Source organism: Bacteroides timonensis, assembly GCF_000513195.1.
Classification (GTDB): domain Bacteria; phylum Bacteroidota; class Bacteroidia; order Bacteroidales; family Bacteroidaceae; genus Bacteroides; species Bacteroides timonensis.
In genome coordinates, this window is the sequence record NZ_CBVI010000048.1 from 1 (window position 1) to 20107 (window position 20107).

Genomic DNA, 20107 nt, shown 5'->3' on the forward strand with positions numbered 1-20107 from the left:
TTCATTAATTTATGAATCCATGAGAAAATTAGGAAAATTAAAGCTGAACAATTTCAGTGAAATGAGTGAACAGGAAATGAAGTTTGTGGTAGGTGGACAATTCGATCCAAGTGCTAAAAAAAAGTGTGAGGAGAGTTTATATGCATGTGATGGAGTGTGTCCTCCTAAATATGGAACTTCATATGGAACATCAACGTTGATCTCTCAAACTTGTACACCCCAAAAAGATTTTATGACAAAAAAAATTGTAGCGTGCTTCTGCTCTTAATGTAGTAGCATTTTGCATATTCTCATTTAAATTAGAGCCGTATTTCTTTTAGAAAAGAAAGATACGGCTTTGTAAAACATAATTGCATGTATAAAATGAAATCAATTTTTGTCATATTACTGTTTGCCGTATTTTCGGTGAAATGTTATGCAGATAACTCTGAAAATGTTGTTGATACTACTAAATATATATTTATTCTGGACGATAAAGTTATTACTGCAAAATATATGTTTGACCATTGGAATGAAATAGAATGGGTTACTACTGCTGATACAGTGCGTGAAGCTGTATTTACAACAGCGGGAGAATATAGAACCCCATTTTACATGTTTCGCACTCGTAAAGAGGAGGGAGGAAACGAATGAAAAGAATAATAATTTTAACGATGTTTCTTTTCCCTTTTATCTTGGTATGCTCACAGGGAAAATACCATATAAACGGAATCCTAAATAATGACTATAATGGAAAATATGTCAAATTGTTCCAATTTCAAGGAGATACTTTGATCACTTCTATTGACTCTGCAAAAGTTCAAAAGGGTAAATTCACTTTTAAGGGTAAAGCTAATGTTGACGAGTTTGCCATTGTTACTATAGGGAAATATCCATACATAAAATCAGTGGAAGTTGTTCTGGAAGAGGGAGATATACGTGTATATATGGATACTGCTTTTGTTGCATCCGGAACACCTCTTAATGATTTGCGCAATTCATTGAATAGTGAAGTAACACGGCTTTGTAGAGTATGGTATGACTTAATGATAAAAAGTGATACGATAGACATTGAAAGAGATAAAGCGCACGACGATTATCAGAAATTCATATATAATGCGACGGTAGAAAATAGATTGAATTTAGTGGGGCGAAGATTTATTGCAGATAATAAATCAGCGATTTGGCCACTTGAAAACCTAGTTAAACTCTATGAACAATTAGAAGCCTTACAAAAAAATAATTCTTTGGTAACACAAGCTGATATCAAGAAGTTTAAGGAACTTTTGGATAAACAGACTGCATCTACGAAGAAACAAGGGAATATGGTTAATACTCAATATCTTGATTTTATATTACAAGACACGCTTGCTGTGAAAAGGTCAATATCTGAATATGTAGGAAAATCACGTTTGCTTTTTATTGATTTCTGGGCATCTTGGTGTGGTCCCTGCCGTGCAGATATACCTCATCTTAAAAAGGTGTACGAAAAGTATAAGGATAAGTTAAATGTTTTGGCAATTTCATTTGATGGTAATAAAACGGCATGGAAAAGTGCGTTGAAGAAACTGAAAATGCCTTGGGAACAGCTTATAGAAGTGAATGGCACCAATTCGGATTTAGCGAAAGCTTATCAAATATATGGTATACCTTATGGTATACTATTAGATTCAGAAGGAACGATTATAGCAGTTGGACTCCATGCTCAAAGTTTAGAGGAATTTTTGTTAAAAGAAGGCTTGAAATAAATATGAAGTCTAATATATTTACTGTCTTTTTAGATAATGCCAAACTTAAATATACAGGCTTTTCTTATAAATATTACGAAGAACATCCCTATAAATATAGTATGTTGGGATTATCCATGATGTTGAATGATTATGGAATTGCTAATAAAGGTGTTCGTACCCAGACAAAGGATGAGGCTGTTAAAGAATTAGTGCCTCCTTATATCGCTCATATAAATCATGATTTTGTAAATGTTTACGGAAAGACAGACGAGAAAATATTCTATATATGGCGAGGAGTGGATATAAAATCAACCTATAATGAATTTGTCAAAGTATGGGATGGTATTGCATTGATTGCAGAACCTGACGAGACTTCCGGAGAACCTAATTATGGAGAGAATAAGAGGAAAGATTTATGGCATACAGGGGTACAAATAGTGTTGGGATATTCTGTCATGATGCTATGTTTATTGTTTTATTGGCAGAATGTATCCTATAGTGTAGGCGCTAATTTACTTTTTTTGCTGAATATTGTTGGAATATATATAGGACATTTGCTTGCAAAGAAACAATTGGACTTTAATAGCAGGTATGCTGATAAATTATGTTCTCTGTTTAGTAAGAGTGACTGTAATAATGTTTTGGATTCTAAGGCTGCAAGGCTATGGGGACTAATTAGTTGGAGTGAAATTGGCTTAGGCTATTTTATCTCGAATATGTTTATATTGCTTTTTACTCCTCAATATGTAGTACATGTAGCTTTGTTGAATTTGTGTACTATACCTTATGCCTTTTGGAGTATCTGGTTTCAAAAAATGAAAGTAAAGCAATGGTGTCCTCTTTGTTTGTTAGTTCAGGCATTGTTTTTAGGGATACTAATTGTGGATGTTGTCTGTGGATATATATTCATACCGGTAATCCGCTTGAATGAAATAGTATATGTTGCGGCTATTTATGTGATACCTTTTATGTGCATCCATCTGGCTATGTCTGCTATTTCTGATTTTAATAAAAAAAGAGGTGCTAAATATGAACTGGAAAGTTTGAAAATGCAAGAAGAGGTTTTTGCTACTTTGTTAAAAAAGCAAGCGAAGTTTCCGGTAAGTAAATCTACATCGCAAATTATATTTGGTAATCCTAATGCAGATTTACTTATTAGTGTATTTAGTAATCCTCATTGTGAACCTTGTGGGAGAATGCACAAACGATTACGAGAATTACAAAAAAAATGAAGGACAAGGTTTGCATTCAATATATTTTCAGTTCGTTTGGTGAGGATTTGAATCCAAGTAATAAATTTCTGATAAGTGCTTACCAAAATAATACAATAGAAAATTCGGAAGAAATTTATGACTTATGGTTTAATGGCGGGAAGTATAATACAACTGATTTTTTTAATAAATATCAATATGATATTAATGCGCCTGCTGTAGATCGAGAGTTTAGGTTGCACGAGGAATGGAAAAAAGAGACAAAACTTATGGCAACCCCAACCATCCTAATCAGTGGTTACGAATTACCTGATGTGTATAAAATAGAAGATTTGATCTTCTTTAAAGATTTGCGTATTGAAATGTAATTTATAATTGTTGATTTTAAAAAGAGAAGTTATGAAAAAGTTAGGAAAACTAAAGCTGAATAATTTCAGTGAAATGAGTGAACAAGAGATGAAGTAGAAAACGGATATAGCTTATGAGAACATTCTTTTTTATCGCATTGTGTTGCCTTTCAAGTCTCTGCTATGCCGCTATTCCTACTGATTCAACTGAAACTAAGAAGATTGAAAATCCTGATGGATATACTTATATTGTAGATAATAAAATAGTCAGTAGGCAATATGTGATAGACCATCTTGAAGATATTGAAGCTGTTGCAAGGTATGAATCAGTAAGGGATGCTATTCTTCGCTCCGGTGGAAAATATAGAGTTCCGACAGTCGTTTGTCGTACAAGAAAGGCGGAGGATAAATGAAACAGTTGTTAGTCTTATTTCTTTCCTTTATAAGCGCGTTTGCTTCTTCGCAAGAATCTCCGGAAAAAGGAATGTATTGTATAGAAGGAAATATAACTGATAGATATAATAATGAATATATTAAATTATTTCATTTGCAAGGTGATACTTTACTTCTTTCCGTAGATTCGGTGAAGGTAGAAAATGGCAAGTTTCATTTTGATGGTGCTGAGAACCTTAAAGACTTTGCGGTACTTACAATCGGTAATGATAGTTTGGATATTCTGTCCCTTGAATTAGTTTTAGAGCGTGGTACTATTGAAGTCGTTATGGATACCACTTCAGTTGCTCATAGTACTTATAATGATTTATATAATTCCTTGGTGCAGGCGTATAGGAAAGTGGCACATTTGGCTTGGACTACTCAAGATGAGGGGAATTATGTTTTGTCAACACGGTATTTTGAACAAGCAGATTCTCTTTTGTATGAGATGATGAAAGATAATTGTTTGAATGTTGCCGGACAGAAGCTTATTCTTGAATATAAATCAGAAATTTCTAACTATGATTTAATTGTAAGTGTCCATGATTATATTGAGAAGCGGTATAAACACAACCCATGGTTGACTGATCAGGATTTGTTCCGGGCAAAAAGAGCGAAAGACGAAGATGAGCGAAGAAGACACATGCAGCAGGAAAAATTCATAGATATCGAATTAATAACCCCTGAGGGAGAACGAAAGTGGTTATCTGAATATGTCGGACATTCCAAATTTCTTTTTATTGATTTCTGGGCTTCATGGTGCGGTCCGTGCATAGCGGATATTCCTAAGATAAAGCGGACATACGAGAAATATAAAGATAAGGGCTTGGAGATATTGAGTATATCTATGGATACAAGTAATGAGAGTTGGAATCTTGCAATGGATAAGGCGGATATGCCATGGAAGCAATTTGTATTACCGGCTAATTCTAAAGCCACAGAATTGTATGCCTTTAAAGGAATTCCCCATGGTATTCTAATAGATCAGGATGGGAAGATAGTGCAAAGTTCAGTGATGGGATTCCTCTTGGATGTAATTCTGGAAGCATTGCTAAAAGTGAAGTAAAATTAGTATGTAAGAATGAGAAAAGCTTTTCCACATTACTCCCAATTGGATGCAATGGATTGTGGTCCCTCTTGTTTGCGGATGATAGCTCAGTATTATGGCCGTAAATATTCATTGCAGACCTTACGTGAAAGATGTTATATTACGCGTATGGGTGTTTCTATGTTGGGAATTAGTGATGCGGCGGAAAGTATAGGCTTTCGTACTTTAGGTGTAAAGACTGATTTTGAACAATTAAGCAGGGAGACTCCCCTTCCCTGCATTTTACATTGGAATCAGAATCATTTTGTGGTTTGTTATGGCATAAAAAGAACTCAGAAGGGCGAATATAAAATTAAAATCTCTGATCCGGCCAGAGATAAGATGGTAATCAGTGAAGATGTTTTTTTAAAACATTGGCTTAGTACTAAAGTGGATGGAAAAAATATCGGAACTGTACTTTTGTTGACTCCTTCGCCGGAATTCTATCAGCATGAAGATGACTATCAACAGGGTAAAAAGAATCTCTATTATTATGTGAAATATCTAATACCTTATAAATCACAGATTGCACAATTGATAATTGGAATGTTACTTGGAAGCCTCTTTCAACTGATATTTCCTTTTCTTACTCAGGCAATGGTAGATCAAGGTATTGGAAATGCTAATTTGAGCTTTGTAACCCTGACGCTCATAGCGCAACTTATACTGTCTGTAACTCAACTTGGCGTAAATTTTATTCGAAGTTGGATAACTCTCCATGTAAATACTCGTATTAATATAACGCTTATCTCCGATTTTTTGTCGAAATTAATGAAGCTACCCATACGCTATTTCGATACAAAAAACATCGGCGATATAATGCAACGTATTGGCGACCACGGAAGGATTGAATCTTTTCTGACTGGTTCAACTTTGTCTACTCTATTCTCATTTGCAAACTTTTTTATCTTTGCATTTATTTTGGCATATTATAACTTACCTATATTAGGTGTATTTATTTTAGGTAATTCACTTTATATTGCGTGGATTATGCTCTTCCTTCGTTATCGTAGGATTCTGGATAGTAATCGTTTTGCACAAGCTGCTGCAGAACAGGGGAATCTGTATCATATGATAACGGGTATGCAAGATATAAAACTGAATAATTGTGAAAGGCAACAGCGTTGGAAATGGGAAAGGATACAGGTTAAATTGTTTAGAATCAGCATGAAGGGGGTAGCATTAGGGCAGTATCAACAAGTAGGCTCGCTTTTTTTTAACCAAATAACTTCTTTGCTTATTTCTTTTTTAGCGGCGAAAGCTGTTATTGATGGGGATATCACATTAGGAATGATGATGTCAATCAGTTATATTATTGGTCAGCTTTCTGCTCCTATTGGCGAAGTCATAGGTTTTACCCAATCTCTGCAAGATGCCAAAATAAGTCTTGAACGTTTAAATGAGGTGCATAATAAGGAAGACGAGGAGTTCAATATCACCGAAAAAATAAACCAATTACCGGATAATAAGAGTATAAAACTGGAAAATGTCAGTTTCACATATGATGGAGCAGATAGAGATTATGTGTTGGATAATGTGACTCTTGAAATTCCTCAAAACAAAGTTACGGCAATTGTTGGTGCTAGTGGTAGTGGAAAAACAACCATTATAAAACTTTTGTTAGGTTTCTATTCGCCACTGAAAGGAAATATAAAAATACAGGATATTTCCCTTGATGACATAAATCCGCATCTTTGGCGTGCACGTTTGGGAGCCGTTCTGCAAGATAGTTTTATCTTTTCAGATACTATTGCCAATAATATAGCAATTGGAGAAGAAAGTATTGACAAGAAGAGGCTGCTACAAGCTGTGGAAATTGCTAATATTAGAGAATTTATAGAATCACTTCCGCTTAAATATAATACTAAAATAGGTATGGAAGGAAATGGAATTAGTCAGGGGCAAAAGCAACGTTTGTTAATTGCCCGTGCGGTTTATAAGAATCCGGAATATCTTTTCTTTGATGAGGCTACTAATTCTTTGGACGCCAATAATGAACGTGTGATTCTTGATAATTTAATGAATTTCTATGTCGGAAAGACGGTGGTTGTAGTTGCACATAGACTTAGTACTGTGCAAAATGCAGATCATATAATAGTTCTTAACAAAGGAAAAATAGTAGAACAAGGTACACACAAACAACTCATCAGTTTGAAGGGGAGCTACTATACTTTGATAAAAAATCAATTAGAATTAGGTGTGTAATGTCTGAAGATACTGATAATATAGAATTAAGAAGTGAAGAAGTACAGGATATTCTTGGAGAGGTGCCTGCCTGGATTTTGCGTCGCGGCATTATTTTAACCGCTATAATTGTGGTTGTTATCCTATCAGGCAGTGCATTTTTTAAATATCCAGATGTTATTACATCTTCAGTAGTTTTAACGAGCACAAATCCTGCAATAAGTATAGTTGCGAAATCCTCTGGAAGAATACAACATTTATATATTAATGATAATCAGCATATCGATGAGGGAAGCTATTTGGCTGTTATTGAAAATAGTGCAAAACCTCATGACGTATTGTATTTGAAAAAGTATCTTTTGTCAATCAATTCATTGGATACTATTAATTTTTTGCCTACTAAAGGGTTGGAAGTTGGTAACTTACAGGCTCTTTATTCCTCGTTTTATCTTACTCTTTCAGAATATATACGATTTAAAAGGGAACAATATTATTTTCTAAAAATTAAATGGGTGCAAGAAAAAATAGAGCAATATAAAGTATCATATCAAGATATACTACGTCAGAAGATACTTGTCGAAGAGCAATTTGAAATAGGACAAAAACAATATAGAAGGGATTCCACTTTGTTTGTACAGAGATTGTTGTCAGAAGAAAATTTAGAGAATAGTTATAATAATTATCTACAAAGAAAACTGTCTTTAGAAAATATATATGCAACTTTAAACAATATGCAATTGCAAACAATGCAGATGTGTGAGTCTTTGTCAGATATGGAATTTCAATATTCAGAAAAGAAAAATAATTTAGAGACCCAAGTGAATAACTACATCACACAGTTAATCACTGAAATTCAAAATTGGGAATTAAGTTATGTTATAATGGCACCCATATCTGGAAAAATCACTTTTACACAATATTGGAGTATAAATCAGAACATTACTTCCGGAGAGCCAATCTTCAATATTGTACCAGATGAAAAAGGCTTTTTAATGGGGAAGGCGCTACTGCCTGCAGAACGTTCCGGTAAAGTGAAAATAGGACAAACTGTAAATATTGGTTTTGATAATTTTCCTAACACTGAATTTGGAATTGTTAAAGGGATGGTGAAAAATATTTCTTTAGTACCGTCAGAAATAGAAAAGAAAAAAATATATATAGTTGAGATTCTATTACCCAAAGGACTTATTACATCTTATAATAAGGAATTACCATATTTATTGGAAATGGAAGGAAAAGCAGAAATAATAACGGATGATTTGTCTCTTTTAGAGAGATTTCTCTTACCGATAAAAAAAGTATTAAAAGAAAATTTATGAGCCAAAAACCGGAAATATTGAATCGAATTATTTATCATTTAATATTGAATGCTAGTTTTACTAGAAATTTAGGACTGTTAGATGGAAAAATGGGAATCTGTATCTTTTTCTATCTTTATGCGAGACAGACGGGTAGCAAGTTATATGAAGAATTGGGAGGATATCTTCTGGATGAGATTTATAAAGAGATTGCTCAATCGGCTTCAATCGGTTTTGCTAGGGGACTGTGTGGAATTGCCTGGGGAATTGAATATCTGATACAAAATGATTTTGTGAAGGCTGATAGGGATGAAGTTTTGGGGGAACTTGATTTAAAAATTTTAGAGAAGGATGTTACTCGTATTAAGGATTTTTCATTGGAAGATGGACTGAAAGGAATTGCTTATTATGTAATGAGTAGATATTATAAAAGAATAAATTCCCATGAACTCATAAGCAAAGAATATATCAATAGTTTGATTTGCGCATTGAAGCAGAATAAAGGAGATGAAGAAGCAGGGATGCTGGTAAATAAGTTGTCTAAAATATGGGATGGAGAAGTTATAGATGATCGGGACACAATATTAGAGATAATAGTAGATAAAACGACTTATACTTCAAAAACATTGTTCAATACTCATAGAGAAATAGGTATTCGCAAAAATGGATATACAGGCATTGCACTCAAATTGATATTAGAGAATCATGAAAAGTAAAATATATATATTAGAGAAGGCCAGTAGAGCAATGGCTTATGGAATCGGAACTTATGTGAAGCAGCTGGTGGATTGCTTGTTGTCTTTTAAAATGGACTTTTGTGTGATACATCTTTATGCTGATTGTTTGGAAACGACGATTATAGAGAAAGGTGGATATCAACAAATATCAATACCTACACCTTATAGTAATATTGCTGCATGCTTACAATATTATTCGCGTAATGTAGCTTACTTACTCAAAACACTTATAACAGAGGACAGCGATACCAGAATTATTTTCCATTTGAATTTTCTGCCTGATAATAATCTTGTAAAATATTTGAAGCACCTTTTTAAATGCCATATTGTATTGACTGTACACTATACTAACTGGAGTTTCAGTCTGTTAGGCGATTTTGTTTTATTGAAGCGCATAATGGATAAAAAGAGAAGTAAACTTACTCAGTTGGAGAAACAAATAGTAGATGAAATAAAGGAGTATAAGATGATGATGAAGCGGTGTGATCTGATTATTTGTGTTGCGCAACATACATTAAAAGCATTACAGGAGTTAAATTGTATTGGTACTTCTAAGGCTTGTGTAATCAACAATGGAATAGCGGATTGTTATCTTAAAAGAGGGAAAGAGAAGACTTTACGGCAAAAATATCATATAGAGGATGATGAGCAAGTCATTATATTTGCTGGGAGGCTTGATGAAATAAAAGGAGTTCCTTTTCTTATTAAAGCTTTTGAACGTGTATTGGTTGATTATCCTAAAAGTCGGTTGATTATTGCAGGGGATGGTGATTTTAATGAATGCCTCAGGGGAACAAAAAAATGTTGGTCAAGAATCACATTCACGGGGAGAATTGATAAAAAGCAGTTATATGGACTTTATACAATTGCTAATGTTGGCGTAGTTTGTTCTATTCATGAGGAATTCGGATTGGTGGCTATTGAAATGATGATGCATGCTTTACCATTGGTTGTTACTGATACCAGTGGACTTAGCGAACTTGTTATTGATGGTGTTTCCGGTCTAAAGTCTCCGATAAGGCGTATTAAAAGAAAACGTAGTCCGGATGTTAAAGTGCTTTCAGAGCAAATTATAAAGCTACTGGATTCTAAGACGCTTGCACTACAATTAGGGAGAAAGGCCAGAAAACGTTTTTTAGAAAATTATGCTCTTGAAGTGTTTAAAAAGAAAATGATGTCAGTATATGAAGCATTACTGAACTAAATTCTCTGAAATAAGATTGTAATAATTGCTTTATGATGATATTCAAGGAAAGTCCTTCAGAAAGATCGCTTGCATTGCCGCTTTGGATTTGAGTATCTGAGGTAACAATAAGAAGATTCCGTTCTTTCAGCCTCTTCCGAAATTCCCTGTTCATCGGTATTCCGGCTGAAACAACTTTTTCCTTTTCACCACTTCACTTCTACGTGTCGCGTGGTATGGGTGGTAGATAGAGTCCGCATGCAGCCTTACGCTCATCCTATTACTTAATGTGTTTAATATCCTTGGTTATTGTGTCAAAGGTGCTTATTTGTAAGTGAACTACTCCAGTTGTTTAATCGAACTACTCCAGTTGTTCACATGAACTACTAGAGTCATTCAATCGAACAACTCCATTCGTTCACTTATGAGGTTGCGCTTCGGACAAATACTGATTGTACTTCCCTGATACTGGTTGACTTGTTTGTTTCTAATGACTGCTACAGGTTGACTTGAAAGTTTACTAACCCTAGCAGCGTTTGACCTTCTTCTTCATTATTCCTATCTCGGGTTGACTAAGTTTTCTCTTTTCCCTGTCACCGGTTGACTATACCTTTTGAAAGAAGAAAAAATAGAGGGATTGGGCAGGACTGAAAAGGAAACATACGGAATACGGAAATGTGTATGAAGTGGCGAAAAGAGAAAAGTAGTTTCAGCCGGAAACCCGATGAATAACGGGATTCGGAGAGGCTGAAAGAACTGCAAGCTGAAAAGCCGGTTTGTTAATTCTCTATATTGTAAAGTTTCAGCTTATTGTATAATGTTTTACGATCTATGCCCAGCAGTTGTGCCGCCCGGCTTTTATTATTTCCCGTTTGCCGCAGTGCTTCGATAATCTGATGCTTTTCTGTCTCTTCATTACGCAATGGCAAACCTACATGGGGATGAGCGACTTGCTGCAATTCGGTTAGTTCTTTCAGCGTGATAAGTTGGTCTTGTGCCAATAGGGTGGCGCGTCGTACCACATTCTTCATCTGTCGCAGATTTCCCGGCCAGTGATATTCCAGCAATGCTCTGGATGCTGCATCATCGAATCCGATTAACTGTTTGTCCAGTTCCCGGTTGGCTTGGTCGAGGAAGAAGTTGGCAAAGAGAAGGATGTCTTCCCTCCGGTCCTTGAGTTCGGGCATGCGCAGGGTGAATTCATTGATACGGTGGAACAGATCCTGACGGAAAGTTCCTTTCTCAATGGCTTGTTCCAAATCTTCATTTGTTGCGGAAACCAAACGAACATCTACAGTGATTTCTTTATTGGAACCTACCGGACGTATTTTTCGTTCCTGCAAGGCACGTAGTAGTTGTATCTGGACTTCGTAGCTGAGATTACCTATTTCATCGAGGAAGATGGTTCCTCCGTTGGCTGCAACAAAGGCTCCTGTTTTGTCTGTCAATGCTCCGGTGAATGAACCTTTCACGTGTCCGAAGAACTCCGATGCGGCAAGTTCTTTAGGGATGGAGCCACAGTCGATGGCGACGAAGGGCTGTCCGGCACGCTTGCTGAGTTGATGGATACGGTGGGCTACATACTCTTTACCCGTTCCGCTGGCACCATTGATCAATACCGACATTGTGGTGGGGGCAACCAGTCTTACATAATTATAAAGTTGCTTGGCAGCATCACTTTCTCCTTCCAGATAGTCGGAAGACGGAGCGCCGCCTGCATTTTTCTGATGGGTACTTTCTCCTTTTCCGGAACTGATGGTTTGTTTGGGGGAAGCAGCGGGTTGTTTCACAGCCTCACTGATTTTCTTCAGAAGCTCGTCCGGATTTACAGGCTTGGCAACGTAGTCGCTGGCACCTAATTTCATGGCTTGCACCGCCGATTGTATATCAGCATAGCTTGTCATCATGATGAGCGGAACGGACAGGCCTTGTTCTCCCAACCACTTCAACAGATCGATGCCGTCCTTGTCGGGCAGACGCAGGTCGGACAAAATCAAGTCGGCACCCTCTGTTTCCAAATGTTTCTGGGCGCGGGCGATACTGCTGACGGAAGCTACCTGAAAGCCTTTTTTGCCTAACCAGGTCTTCAGCATCATACCGTAAGTAATGTCGTCTTCAACGATGAGTATAGATTTCATTGCCTTATCTTTTGTCTCTTTTAAGACACAAAGGTAAACCGATTTGTCTGAAAATCGTATATTTGCAAACTTAATTTAAATAAAAAGCGTTATGAAGAGAAATTTCATCGTATTATTAACCATACTGATTTGCAGCGTTACAGCCTGCCAATCGGGACAAAAGAAAGATAGAAACATGGATCAGGAAACTAAATTGAAGATTGAAACAACTGCGGGTGACATTATCGTGAAACTGTATAATGAGACACCGCAACATCGTGATAACTTCATCAAACTGGTGGAAGAGGGTACATACGAAGGTACATTGTTCCACCGTGTCATCAAGGATTTTATGATACAGGCAGGCGACCCTGAGTCAAAGAATGCTCCGAAAGGAAAGATGCTGGGTGCAGGTGATGTAGGTTATACTATTCCGGCTGAGTTTGTTTATCCGAAGTATTTCCATAAGAAAGGTGCATTGTCGGCTGCGCGTCAGGGTGACAATGTGAATCCGAAGAAGGAATCATCGGGTTGCCAGTTCTACATTGTGACGGGTAAAGTGTATAATGATACTACGTTGCTGGGGATGGAGAACCAGATGAACCAGAATCGTCTGACTACTGTGTTCAATGCTTTGGCACAGAAGCACATGAAGGAAATCTATAAGATGCGTAAGGAAAATGACCAGGATGGTCTGATGAACTTGCAGGATAGCTTGTTTGCACAGGCTGAGGCGGAAGTTGCCAAGCAACCGGAATTCCACTTCACACCGGAGCAGGTGAAGGCTTATACTACGGTAGGTGGTACTCCGCACTTGGATGGTGAATATACTGTGTTCGGCGAAGTGATCGAAGGCATGGATATAGTAGATAAAATACAGCAGGTAAAAACGGATCGTAGCGACCGCCCGGAAGAGGATGTGAAGATTAAAAAGGTGGTAGTATTGGACTAACTGTTGGTGAAATTAGTTCAAAGCGGAAAAGAAATGAGCCAAATGGTCAAGTAATACTACCTCAATTCTCCTCCTCTTGGGAGGAGGAGTACCCGAAGGGGGAGGTGGTAGGTGAGCAAAGAATTCCTTAGGTATATGGTTCATAGGTATTTCTTGCTTTACCTACCACCCCGCCCTTCGGGCACCCCTCCTCCAACTGGAGGAGGGGAATTGAGATACTCTATTTACTCAATATCGAGATACTCTATTTACTTAAATATTGGAATGATCATTCAGCTCATAACCCTACAGAAAGAAATTCCTTTCTCCGATAAGTTACAATCTCTATTTTATGAAAATCAATAAACATATTCTCCCTAATGGTCTGCGACTGGTGCATTACCAGGATCTCAGTACTCAGATGGTAGCACTGAACATCGTCTATGATGTAGGTGCCCGGGACGAAGATCCCGAACATACCGGCTTTGCCCATCTGTTTGAACATCTGATGTTTGGCGGTTCTGTGAATATACCCGACTATGATGCTCCTTTGCAGTCGGCAGGTGGCGAAAACAATGCCTGGACGAACAATGACATTACGAACTATTACCTCGCCGTTCCCAAGTCGAATGTAGAGATTGGCTTCTGGCTGGAGTCCGACCGTATGATGGAACTGGCATTCAGTGAACAAAGCCTTGAAGTGCAGCGCGGTGTGGTCATGGAGGAGTTCAAACAGCGTTGTCTGAACCAGCCTTACGGAGATGTGGGGCATCTTATCCGTCCGTTGGCTTACGAGGTGCATCCGTATCGCTGGCCTACCATCGGGAAGGATTTATCGCACATCGAACACGCTACACTGGAGGAAGTGAAATCATTCTTCTACCGTTTTTATGCACCTAATAATGCCGTGCTTGCCGTTACCGGAAATATATCGTGGGAAGAAGCTGTTCGATTGACAGAAAAATGGTTCGGTCCGATTCCCCGCAGGAATGTGCCTGTGCGACAATTGCCGCAGGAACCCGTACAAACAGCGGAACGCAGGCAGGTGGTGAAACGTCCTGTTCCCCTGGATGCGCTGTTTATGGCTTATCACATGTGTAGTCGCGAGCATCCTGACTATTATGCTTTTGACATCCTTTCAGATATCCTTAGTAACGGACGTTCCAGTCGCTTGAACCGTCGGTTGGTGCAGGAACAGAAATTGTTCTCCGGCATAGATGCTTATATTTCGGGAACGCGTGATGCGGGATTGCTGCATATTAGCGGAAAACCGTCAGCCGGAGTGTCACTGGAACAGGCTGAGGCCGCTGTACGCAAAGAGTTGCAGGAGTTGCAGCAAGTGGCGATAGAAGAACAGGAACTGGAGAAAGTAAAGAATAAGTTTGAATCCACCCAGATATTCGGGAATATCAATTACCTGAATGTAGCTACAAATCTGGCATGGTTCGAATTGACCGGACAGGCGGAGGATATAGACCATGAGGTAGAACGGTATCGTACAGTGACGGCAGAGCAGTTGAAGGCAGTTGCACAAGAGACTTTCCGTGAGGAAAACTCGGTGGTGTTATATTATGAGAAAGATAAATGAATAGATTAATCGCTACATACAAGGGGCACTATAAAGCCCTCTTTTACTTAGGACTTCCCATTGTTATCGGCCAGATGGGGGTCATTGTTCTCGGATTTGCCGATACTCTGATGGTGGGACATCACAGTACGGTCGAGTTGGCTGCAGCTTCTTTCACCAACAATCTTTTTACACTTTGCATTATTTTCAGTACCGGATTCTCTTATGGGCTGACGCCTGTGGTGGGCGAGTTCTATGGTAACCGTCGTTTCATGGAGGCCGGACAAGCTTTGCGTTCAAGTCTGCTTGCCAATGTGTTGGTAGCACTGTTGCTGACGCTTATCATGACTGTCGTCTATTTCTGTGTGGAATACATGGGACAACCCGAGGAACTGATTCCCTTGATAAAACCTTATTTTCTGGTTCTACTTGCATCCCTGGTATTTGTCATGCTGTTCAATGGCTTTAAGCAATTTACGGATGGCATTACTCAAACGCAGACTGCCATGTGGGTGCTTCTTGGTGGAAATGCGCTGAATATTGTCGGCAATTATGTGCTGATTTACGGAAAGTTCGGTTTCCCGGAATGGGGATTGCTCGGTGCGGGTATCAGTACCCTGTTCTCACGCATCGTCATGGTTATTGCTTTTGCATGGATTGTTTTTCGTAGTCGGAGGTTCCTGAGATATAAAGTAGGGTTCTTCCGCTTGGGATGGTCGAAACAGATGTTCAGGAAATTGAATGGACTTGGGTGGCCTGTCGGTTTGCAGATGGGCATGGAGACGGCTTCATTCAGCCTCAGCACGATTATGGTCGGTTGGCTGGGAACCATTGCTTTGGCATCGCATCAGATTATGCTTACTATTTCTCAGTTTACCTTTATGATGTTCTATGGAATGGGGGCGGCGATTGCCGTTCGTGTCAGTAACTTCAAGGGCCAGAACGATATGGTGAATGTCCGCCGTTCGGCATATGCCGGTTATCACCTGATCATGGCAATGGCGGTGGTGCTTCTGAGTATTGTGTTTCTGTTGCGCAATCAGGTCGGGGGCTGGTTTACGGATAGCGTGGAGGTTTCTGCCATGGTATCTTCTCTGTTCCTGCCATTCCTGGTTTATCAGTTTGGTGACGGACTGCAAATCAGCTTTGCCAATGCCCTGCGTGGTATTGCAGACGTAAAACCGATGATGTTCATTGCATTTATTTCTTATTTTGTTATATCTTTGCCTGTAGGATACTTATGCGGTTTCGTGCTGGGCTGGGGTACGGTCGGTGTATGGATGGCCTTCCCGTTCGGACTGACTAGTGCGGGTATTATGCTTTGGTTGCGTTTCCGCTATAAAACGAAAGATAAATGAATAATGTCTCCAAGAAGAAGATAGCTGCCGGTTATGCTGTCCTGCTGGCAGTCCTGCTTTATTCCCTGTTCTTCGTGCACCGGGAAATGGAGAATCTTATGAGTTCGGATAATAGTGATATTCTGCGTACGGACAGTCTGATAGGGCTTTTGAGGGAAAAGGATGCTAATACCGTCCGCCTGCTGCGCACACTGAGCGAAGCCAATGACAGCATGATTTCCGCCCGCGAGGTGGAACAGATTATTGCCGAACAGGATACTATTATTACCCAGCAACGTGTACAACGCCGGGTTATTGCCCGCCGCGATACGGTTGTGACACAACCTAAGAAGAAAGGCTTCTTCCGCCGTTTGGGAGAAGTCTTCGTCCCACCACGCAAAGATTCTGCTGTGCAGGTGCAAACAACCCTTGAAGTTGCTACGGATACTGTACTCGATGCTTATAATCCGGTTGATTCCCTGCATGCGAAGCTGCGCACTGTTGCCCGACAGAAGAAGGCTACCAATAGTGTGATGCAGCGTCGTAAGCGAACTTTGCAACGTCTTGATCATGCACTGAGTGCTCGTATTGATAGTCTTTTGAAAGGATATGAACAGGAAACCCTGATGCGTGCCCGCGAAGAAGCTGAGTATCAGAAAGCTGTCCGGCATCGTTCTGCAACGATTATTTCGGGTATTGCTGCCGGGGCTGTTGTGCTGTCCGTTATCTTTCTTGTCATGATCTGGAGGGATGTCACCCGTAGTAACCGTTATCGGCATCAATTGGAAGAAGCCAATCGTTTTGCCGAAGAGTTGCTTGCCTCCCGCGAAAAGTTGATGCTTGCTATTACCCACGATTTCAAGGCTCCCTTGGGTTCCATCATGGGATATGCCGACTTGCTTTCCCGGCTCACCGTTGACGGGAGGCAACGCTTCTATCTCGACAACATGAAAACTTCTTCGGAACACCTGCTGAAGCTCGTTACCGATTTGCTCGACTTTCATCGCCTCGACTTGAATAAAGCTGAGATAAATCGTGTTACTTTCCATCCTGCACGCTTGCTGGAAGAAATCTATGTCAGCTTCGAACCACTGACTTCTGCCAAAGGATTGTCTTTGAAGTGTGAGATAGATCCGGAACTGAAAGGAGCTTTTATCAGTGATCCATTGCGCTTACGCCAGATTGTCAATAACCTGCTCTCTAATGCAGTGAAGTTTACTTCGGAGGGTGGCATTACGCTGACTGCCTCTTTTGTGCCGAAAGGCGATTCCGTTTTTCCCGGTAACCATTTGAAACTCTCTGTTATCGATACGGGAAAGGGTATGGAGCCTGGTGACCGTGAGCGTATTTTCCAGGAATTCACCCGTCTGCCCGGAGCACAGGGAGAGGAGGGCTTCGGACTGGGACTGTCCATTGTTCGTATGCTGGTACAACTGCTGGAGGGACGTATTGAGGTGGACAGCGTGCTCGGAAAGGGGAGCACATTCACGTTACGGGTACCTTTGTATCCGGTGGCATTGGATAATGATACTTCCGCCTTGAATGAACAATCAAGTGAGGACTCACAAACTCAGATACCCGCATTGCATATTCTCTTGATTGATGATGACCGCATTCAGCTTACTCTCACTGCCGCCATGCTTGCACAGAGTGGTATTACTTCCGTAACCTGCCTGCAACTGGATGAACTTTTGGAAGCCCTCCGTACTGATACTTTCGATGTGCTGCTGACCGATGTGCAAATGCCTGCCATGAATGGTTTCGATTTGCTGAGACTGCTGCGTGCTTCGAATATCCCGCAAGCCAAGACTATTCCGGTGATTGCCGTTACCGCCCGTAGTGATATGAAGCGTGAGGAGTTTCTGCAACATGGTTTTGCCGGAAGTCTGCATAAGCCGTTTACGGTGAATGAATTGCTTGCAGAGATTGGTGTGCTGCAAGCGGATATTGCTACTGTTGATGCCGCCCCTTCTTCTACCTTGAATTTTTCCGCCCTTACCGCTTTTTCCGGTGATGATCCGGACGCGGCAAAATCCATACTGGAAAGTTTCGTCACAGAAACACGCCTGAATGTTGATCGCTTGCGACAGGCATTGGAAACAGAAGACACAGATGGCATTGCCGCTATGGGCCACAAGATGCTTCCTTTGTTTACTTTGTTGGGAGCCAATGATCTTGTTACTTTATTGAAAGAGCTTGAAGCCTCACGTGGAGTACCTTTTGATGAAAATATAAAAGAGAAATCGCTTGCTGCCCTAAGATTGATAGGAGATATACTTGAACAAGCCTTCCTTTTTATTTCGTCTGCTTAAACATCCCTTTCCTCTGCTTGGCCGGTAGCTTAAAGTACTGCCTCAGAAAAAGTTTATGTTTATATATGGTTGTTGCCACTTCCATTATCTGATCCCGTAACTTCAGGATGGGTTCCCTATATCTTTCCGGTGCGGTGTGGATACTATTGATTGCGCTATCTGCCCGGTTTATCAATTCCTCGGGGACATCTACCATCGCCTGAATTTCCGCATCCGGTTTCAGGGGCTCAAACGCCTTATTCCGGTAACGGACGAATTCATTGATGGCATCCGTAGCTTTTCCCTGTAAATCCATTGCCATATTGTAAGCATTCAGAATCTTCTGGTAGCCGGCGATGCGGATGTTGTTACTCGTAAGTTCCAGCATATAATAGACCAAATCATTGCTTCGTCCGTTCGATAACATGCGCTGTCTGACACTTACCAGCCTTTCCAGTGTATCCTGCCGTGCATATAGCGCCAATGTATCCGCCCAATAGAACACCGGTACGGAGTGTTGTTCATCTACAACTCCTGTATCAAACTCTTCATAGCTCAGTGGACGTTCGCGGAACTGGAACATCGGATCGAAAGGCATGTGTGTTTTCAGCAATGTATCCGGCAACAGCTTGCAGAAACGATGATTCGGGGAAGGAATGAACTGGTAGTTTTCCACAAATCCCGCGCCCCATGTAGGGTCGAACATATACCATTTCCCGCTTACTTTGGCTGCGCACCATTCATGTGGGTCGGGCAATAAGGCACCGTCTCTGCGGTTATAGCCATCAATAGCATAAGCGTCCATTCCCGCTTCCTTCACCAGTGCTTTAAAAAGCAATGCGTAATCCTGACAGATACCTTTGCGTTCGGATAGTATCTTTTGTATTTCTTTCGTTTCGTTTGCTTCCTCGCTGCGCGAGGTATAAGTTATGTACACATTGTATTTAATATTGCTTGAAACCCAGGTATAGATGGCGCGTGCCAGTTGGTCGTCTGTGCTGAGATACTGTTTCAGGTAAGCCACAAGAGAAGAAACGCTCCTTCCGGCAGCTTCGGGTGCTGCAAGTGCCACGGAATCGGGAAACGTAAGGCGTTCAGGCATTATGCTGTCAGGAGATGCTTTTGATACAGCTGAAGTTGAAAAAGCCTTATCCTGCGTGGCGGCATTACGCCATGCGGAAGACAATTTGCAGAAAGGAAAAAGGAGGCAGAGGACGAATAGCCATACCGTGAGCCTGTTTGTTGATTGCCGGAACATACTTGTCATATCTATTTGATAGAAGCAAAGGTAAGGGATTTATTGATAAACGGCAAGGGTAAATGTTGAAAAATATATGCAAAGGGGTATTTTGTGCTCTATTTATAACGGTATAGAAATGAGGTAAATGATAATTTAATGAAGAATGATGAATGATGAATGAAGAATTTGGCTGCGCTATGCAAGCATGCCGCAAGGTAATTCTTCATTCTTCATTCTTAGTTCTTCATTTCGCTAAATTATCATTTAGTTCATAACCATACAAAAATGAATAAATGTCTGAAAAGGATCAATCTATTAAAAACAGCTTTATTTCTTAATGATTAAATAGTACAAAAGAGAGTGCTTCACTTGCTTTGAAACCTTCCGAAAACCTGTGTTAGGGAAAGTCGTTACCTTTGCCAGCCTCAGTCGT

At 40.0% G+C, this 20107-nt stretch carries 18 protein-coding genes; 16 read left to right on the forward strand and 2 right to left on the reverse strand.

The features are described from left to right. The 12 genes from BN161_RS10310 to BN161_RS10360 form a co-directional block, all read left to right on the forward strand. Window positions 1–268 (forward strand): TIGR04149 family rSAM-modified RiPP (locus BN161_RS10310; protein ID WP_244436467.1); only part of this gene is annotated, 268 nt, incomplete at its 5' end. Between the two features lie 86 nt (window positions 269–354). Continuing rightward, entirely contained in the window at window positions 355–633 is a 279-nt protein-coding gene (locus BN161_RS10315) for a hypothetical protein (protein WP_044265653.1), read from the forward strand. Beyond that, window positions 630–1727, forward strand: a complete 1098-nt coding sequence (locus BN161_RS10320; protein ID WP_044265655.1) for a TlpA disulfide reductase family protein — start codon at window positions 630–632, stop codon at window positions 1725–1727. The genes BN161_RS10315 and BN161_RS10320 overlap by 4 nt, the downstream gene beginning before the upstream one ends. 2 nt (window positions 1728–1729) lie before the next feature. Continuing rightward, window positions 1730–2941, forward strand: coding sequence for a vitamin K epoxide reductase family protein (locus tag BN161_RS10325; protein ID WP_044265658.1), 1212 nt, complete (start codon window positions 1730–1732; stop codon window positions 2939–2941). After that, on the forward strand, window positions 2938–3288 hold the full coding sequence (locus BN161_RS10330) for a hypothetical protein (protein ID WP_044265661.1): 351 nt from the start codon (window positions 2938–2940) through the stop codon (window positions 3286–3288). Before BN161_RS10325 ends, BN161_RS10330 begins: the two co-directional genes overlap by 4 nt. Before the next feature lie 31 nt (window positions 3289–3319). Then, the gene (locus tag BN161_RS29415; protein ID WP_074435120.1) at window positions 3320–3385 is read left to right on the forward strand and encodes a TIGR04149 family rSAM-modified RiPP; all 66 of its coding nucleotides are present in this window, start codon (window positions 3320–3322) and stop codon (window positions 3383–3385) included. 16 nt (window positions 3386–3401) lie between these two features. Further along, window positions 3402–3680 (forward strand): hypothetical protein, encoded by a 279-nt coding sequence (locus BN161_RS10335; RefSeq protein ID WP_044265663.1) that lies wholly within the window; start codon window positions 3402–3404, stop codon window positions 3678–3680. After that, complete coding sequence (locus tag BN161_RS29130) at window positions 3677–4768, forward strand: TlpA disulfide reductase family protein (protein WP_081743673.1); 1092 nt, start codon at window positions 3677–3679, stop codon at window positions 4766–4768. Before BN161_RS10335 ends, BN161_RS29130 begins: the two co-directional genes overlap by 4 nt. A 15-nt stretch (window positions 4769–4783) precedes the next feature. Continuing rightward, window positions 4784–6994, forward strand: a complete 2211-nt coding sequence (locus tag BN161_RS10345; RefSeq protein ID WP_044265665.1) for a peptidase domain-containing ABC transporter — start codon at window positions 4784–4786, stop codon at window positions 6992–6994. Beyond that, complete coding sequence (locus BN161_RS10350) at window positions 6994–8292, forward strand: HlyD family secretion protein (RefSeq protein ID WP_044265667.1); 1299 nt, start codon at window positions 6994–6996, stop codon at window positions 8290–8292. The genes BN161_RS10345 and BN161_RS10350 overlap by 1 nt, the downstream gene beginning before the upstream one ends. Beyond that, window positions 8289–8987 (forward strand): lanthionine synthetase LanC family protein, encoded by a 699-nt coding sequence (locus tag BN161_RS10355; protein WP_044265670.1) that lies wholly within the window; start codon window positions 8289–8291, stop codon window positions 8985–8987. Before BN161_RS10350 ends, BN161_RS10355 begins: the two co-directional genes overlap by 4 nt. Then, window positions 8977–10212: a TIGR04157 family glycosyltransferase gene (locus BN161_RS10360; protein WP_044265672.1), complete on the forward strand. Its 1236-nt coding sequence runs from the start codon at window positions 8977–8979 to the stop codon at window positions 10210–10212. Before BN161_RS10355 ends, BN161_RS10360 begins: the two co-directional genes overlap by 11 nt. A gap of 758 nt (window positions 10213–10970) precedes the next feature. Here BN161_RS10360 and BN161_RS10365 read toward each other — a convergent pair. After that, on the reverse strand, window positions 10971–12329 hold the full coding sequence (locus BN161_RS10365) for a sigma-54-dependent transcriptional regulator (RefSeq protein WP_044265674.1): 1359 nt from the start codon (window positions 12327–12329) through the stop codon (window positions 10971–10973). Between the two features lie 91 nt (window positions 12330–12420). Between BN161_RS10365 and BN161_RS10370 the strand changes: the two genes are divergently transcribed. The 4 genes from BN161_RS10370 (at window position 12421) to BN161_RS10385 (ending at window position 18455) form a co-directional block, all read left to right on the forward strand. Next, window positions 12421–13260, forward strand: coding sequence for a peptidylprolyl isomerase (locus tag BN161_RS10370; RefSeq protein ID WP_044265676.1), 840 nt, complete (start codon window positions 12421–12423; stop codon window positions 13258–13260). A gap of 331 nt (window positions 13261–13591) precedes the next feature. After that, window positions 13592–14827, forward strand: coding sequence for a M16 family metallopeptidase (locus BN161_RS10375; RefSeq protein ID WP_044265679.1), 1236 nt, complete (start codon window positions 13592–13594; stop codon window positions 14825–14827). Further along, window positions 14824–16164, forward strand: coding sequence for an MATE family efflux transporter (locus tag BN161_RS10380; RefSeq protein ID WP_044265682.1), 1341 nt, complete (start codon window positions 14824–14826; stop codon window positions 16162–16164). The genes BN161_RS10375 and BN161_RS10380 overlap by 4 nt, the downstream gene beginning before the upstream one ends. Next, complete coding sequence (locus BN161_RS10385; RefSeq protein WP_044265685.1) at window positions 16161–18455, forward strand: ATP-binding response regulator; 2295 nt, start codon at window positions 16161–16163, stop codon at window positions 18453–18455. Before BN161_RS10380 ends, BN161_RS10385 begins: the two co-directional genes overlap by 4 nt. Here the strand turns inward: BN161_RS10385 and BN161_RS10390 are convergent. Continuing rightward, window positions 18439–19701 carry a transglutaminase domain-containing protein gene (locus BN161_RS10390; RefSeq protein WP_244436468.1) on the reverse strand — a complete coding sequence of 421 codons (1263 nt, stop codon included), beginning with the start codon at window positions 19699–19701 and terminating at the stop codon, window positions 18439–18441. The two genes, BN161_RS10385 and BN161_RS10390, sit on opposite strands and share 17 nt — an antisense overlap. Between the last annotated feature and the right edge of the window lie 406 nt (window positions 19702–20107).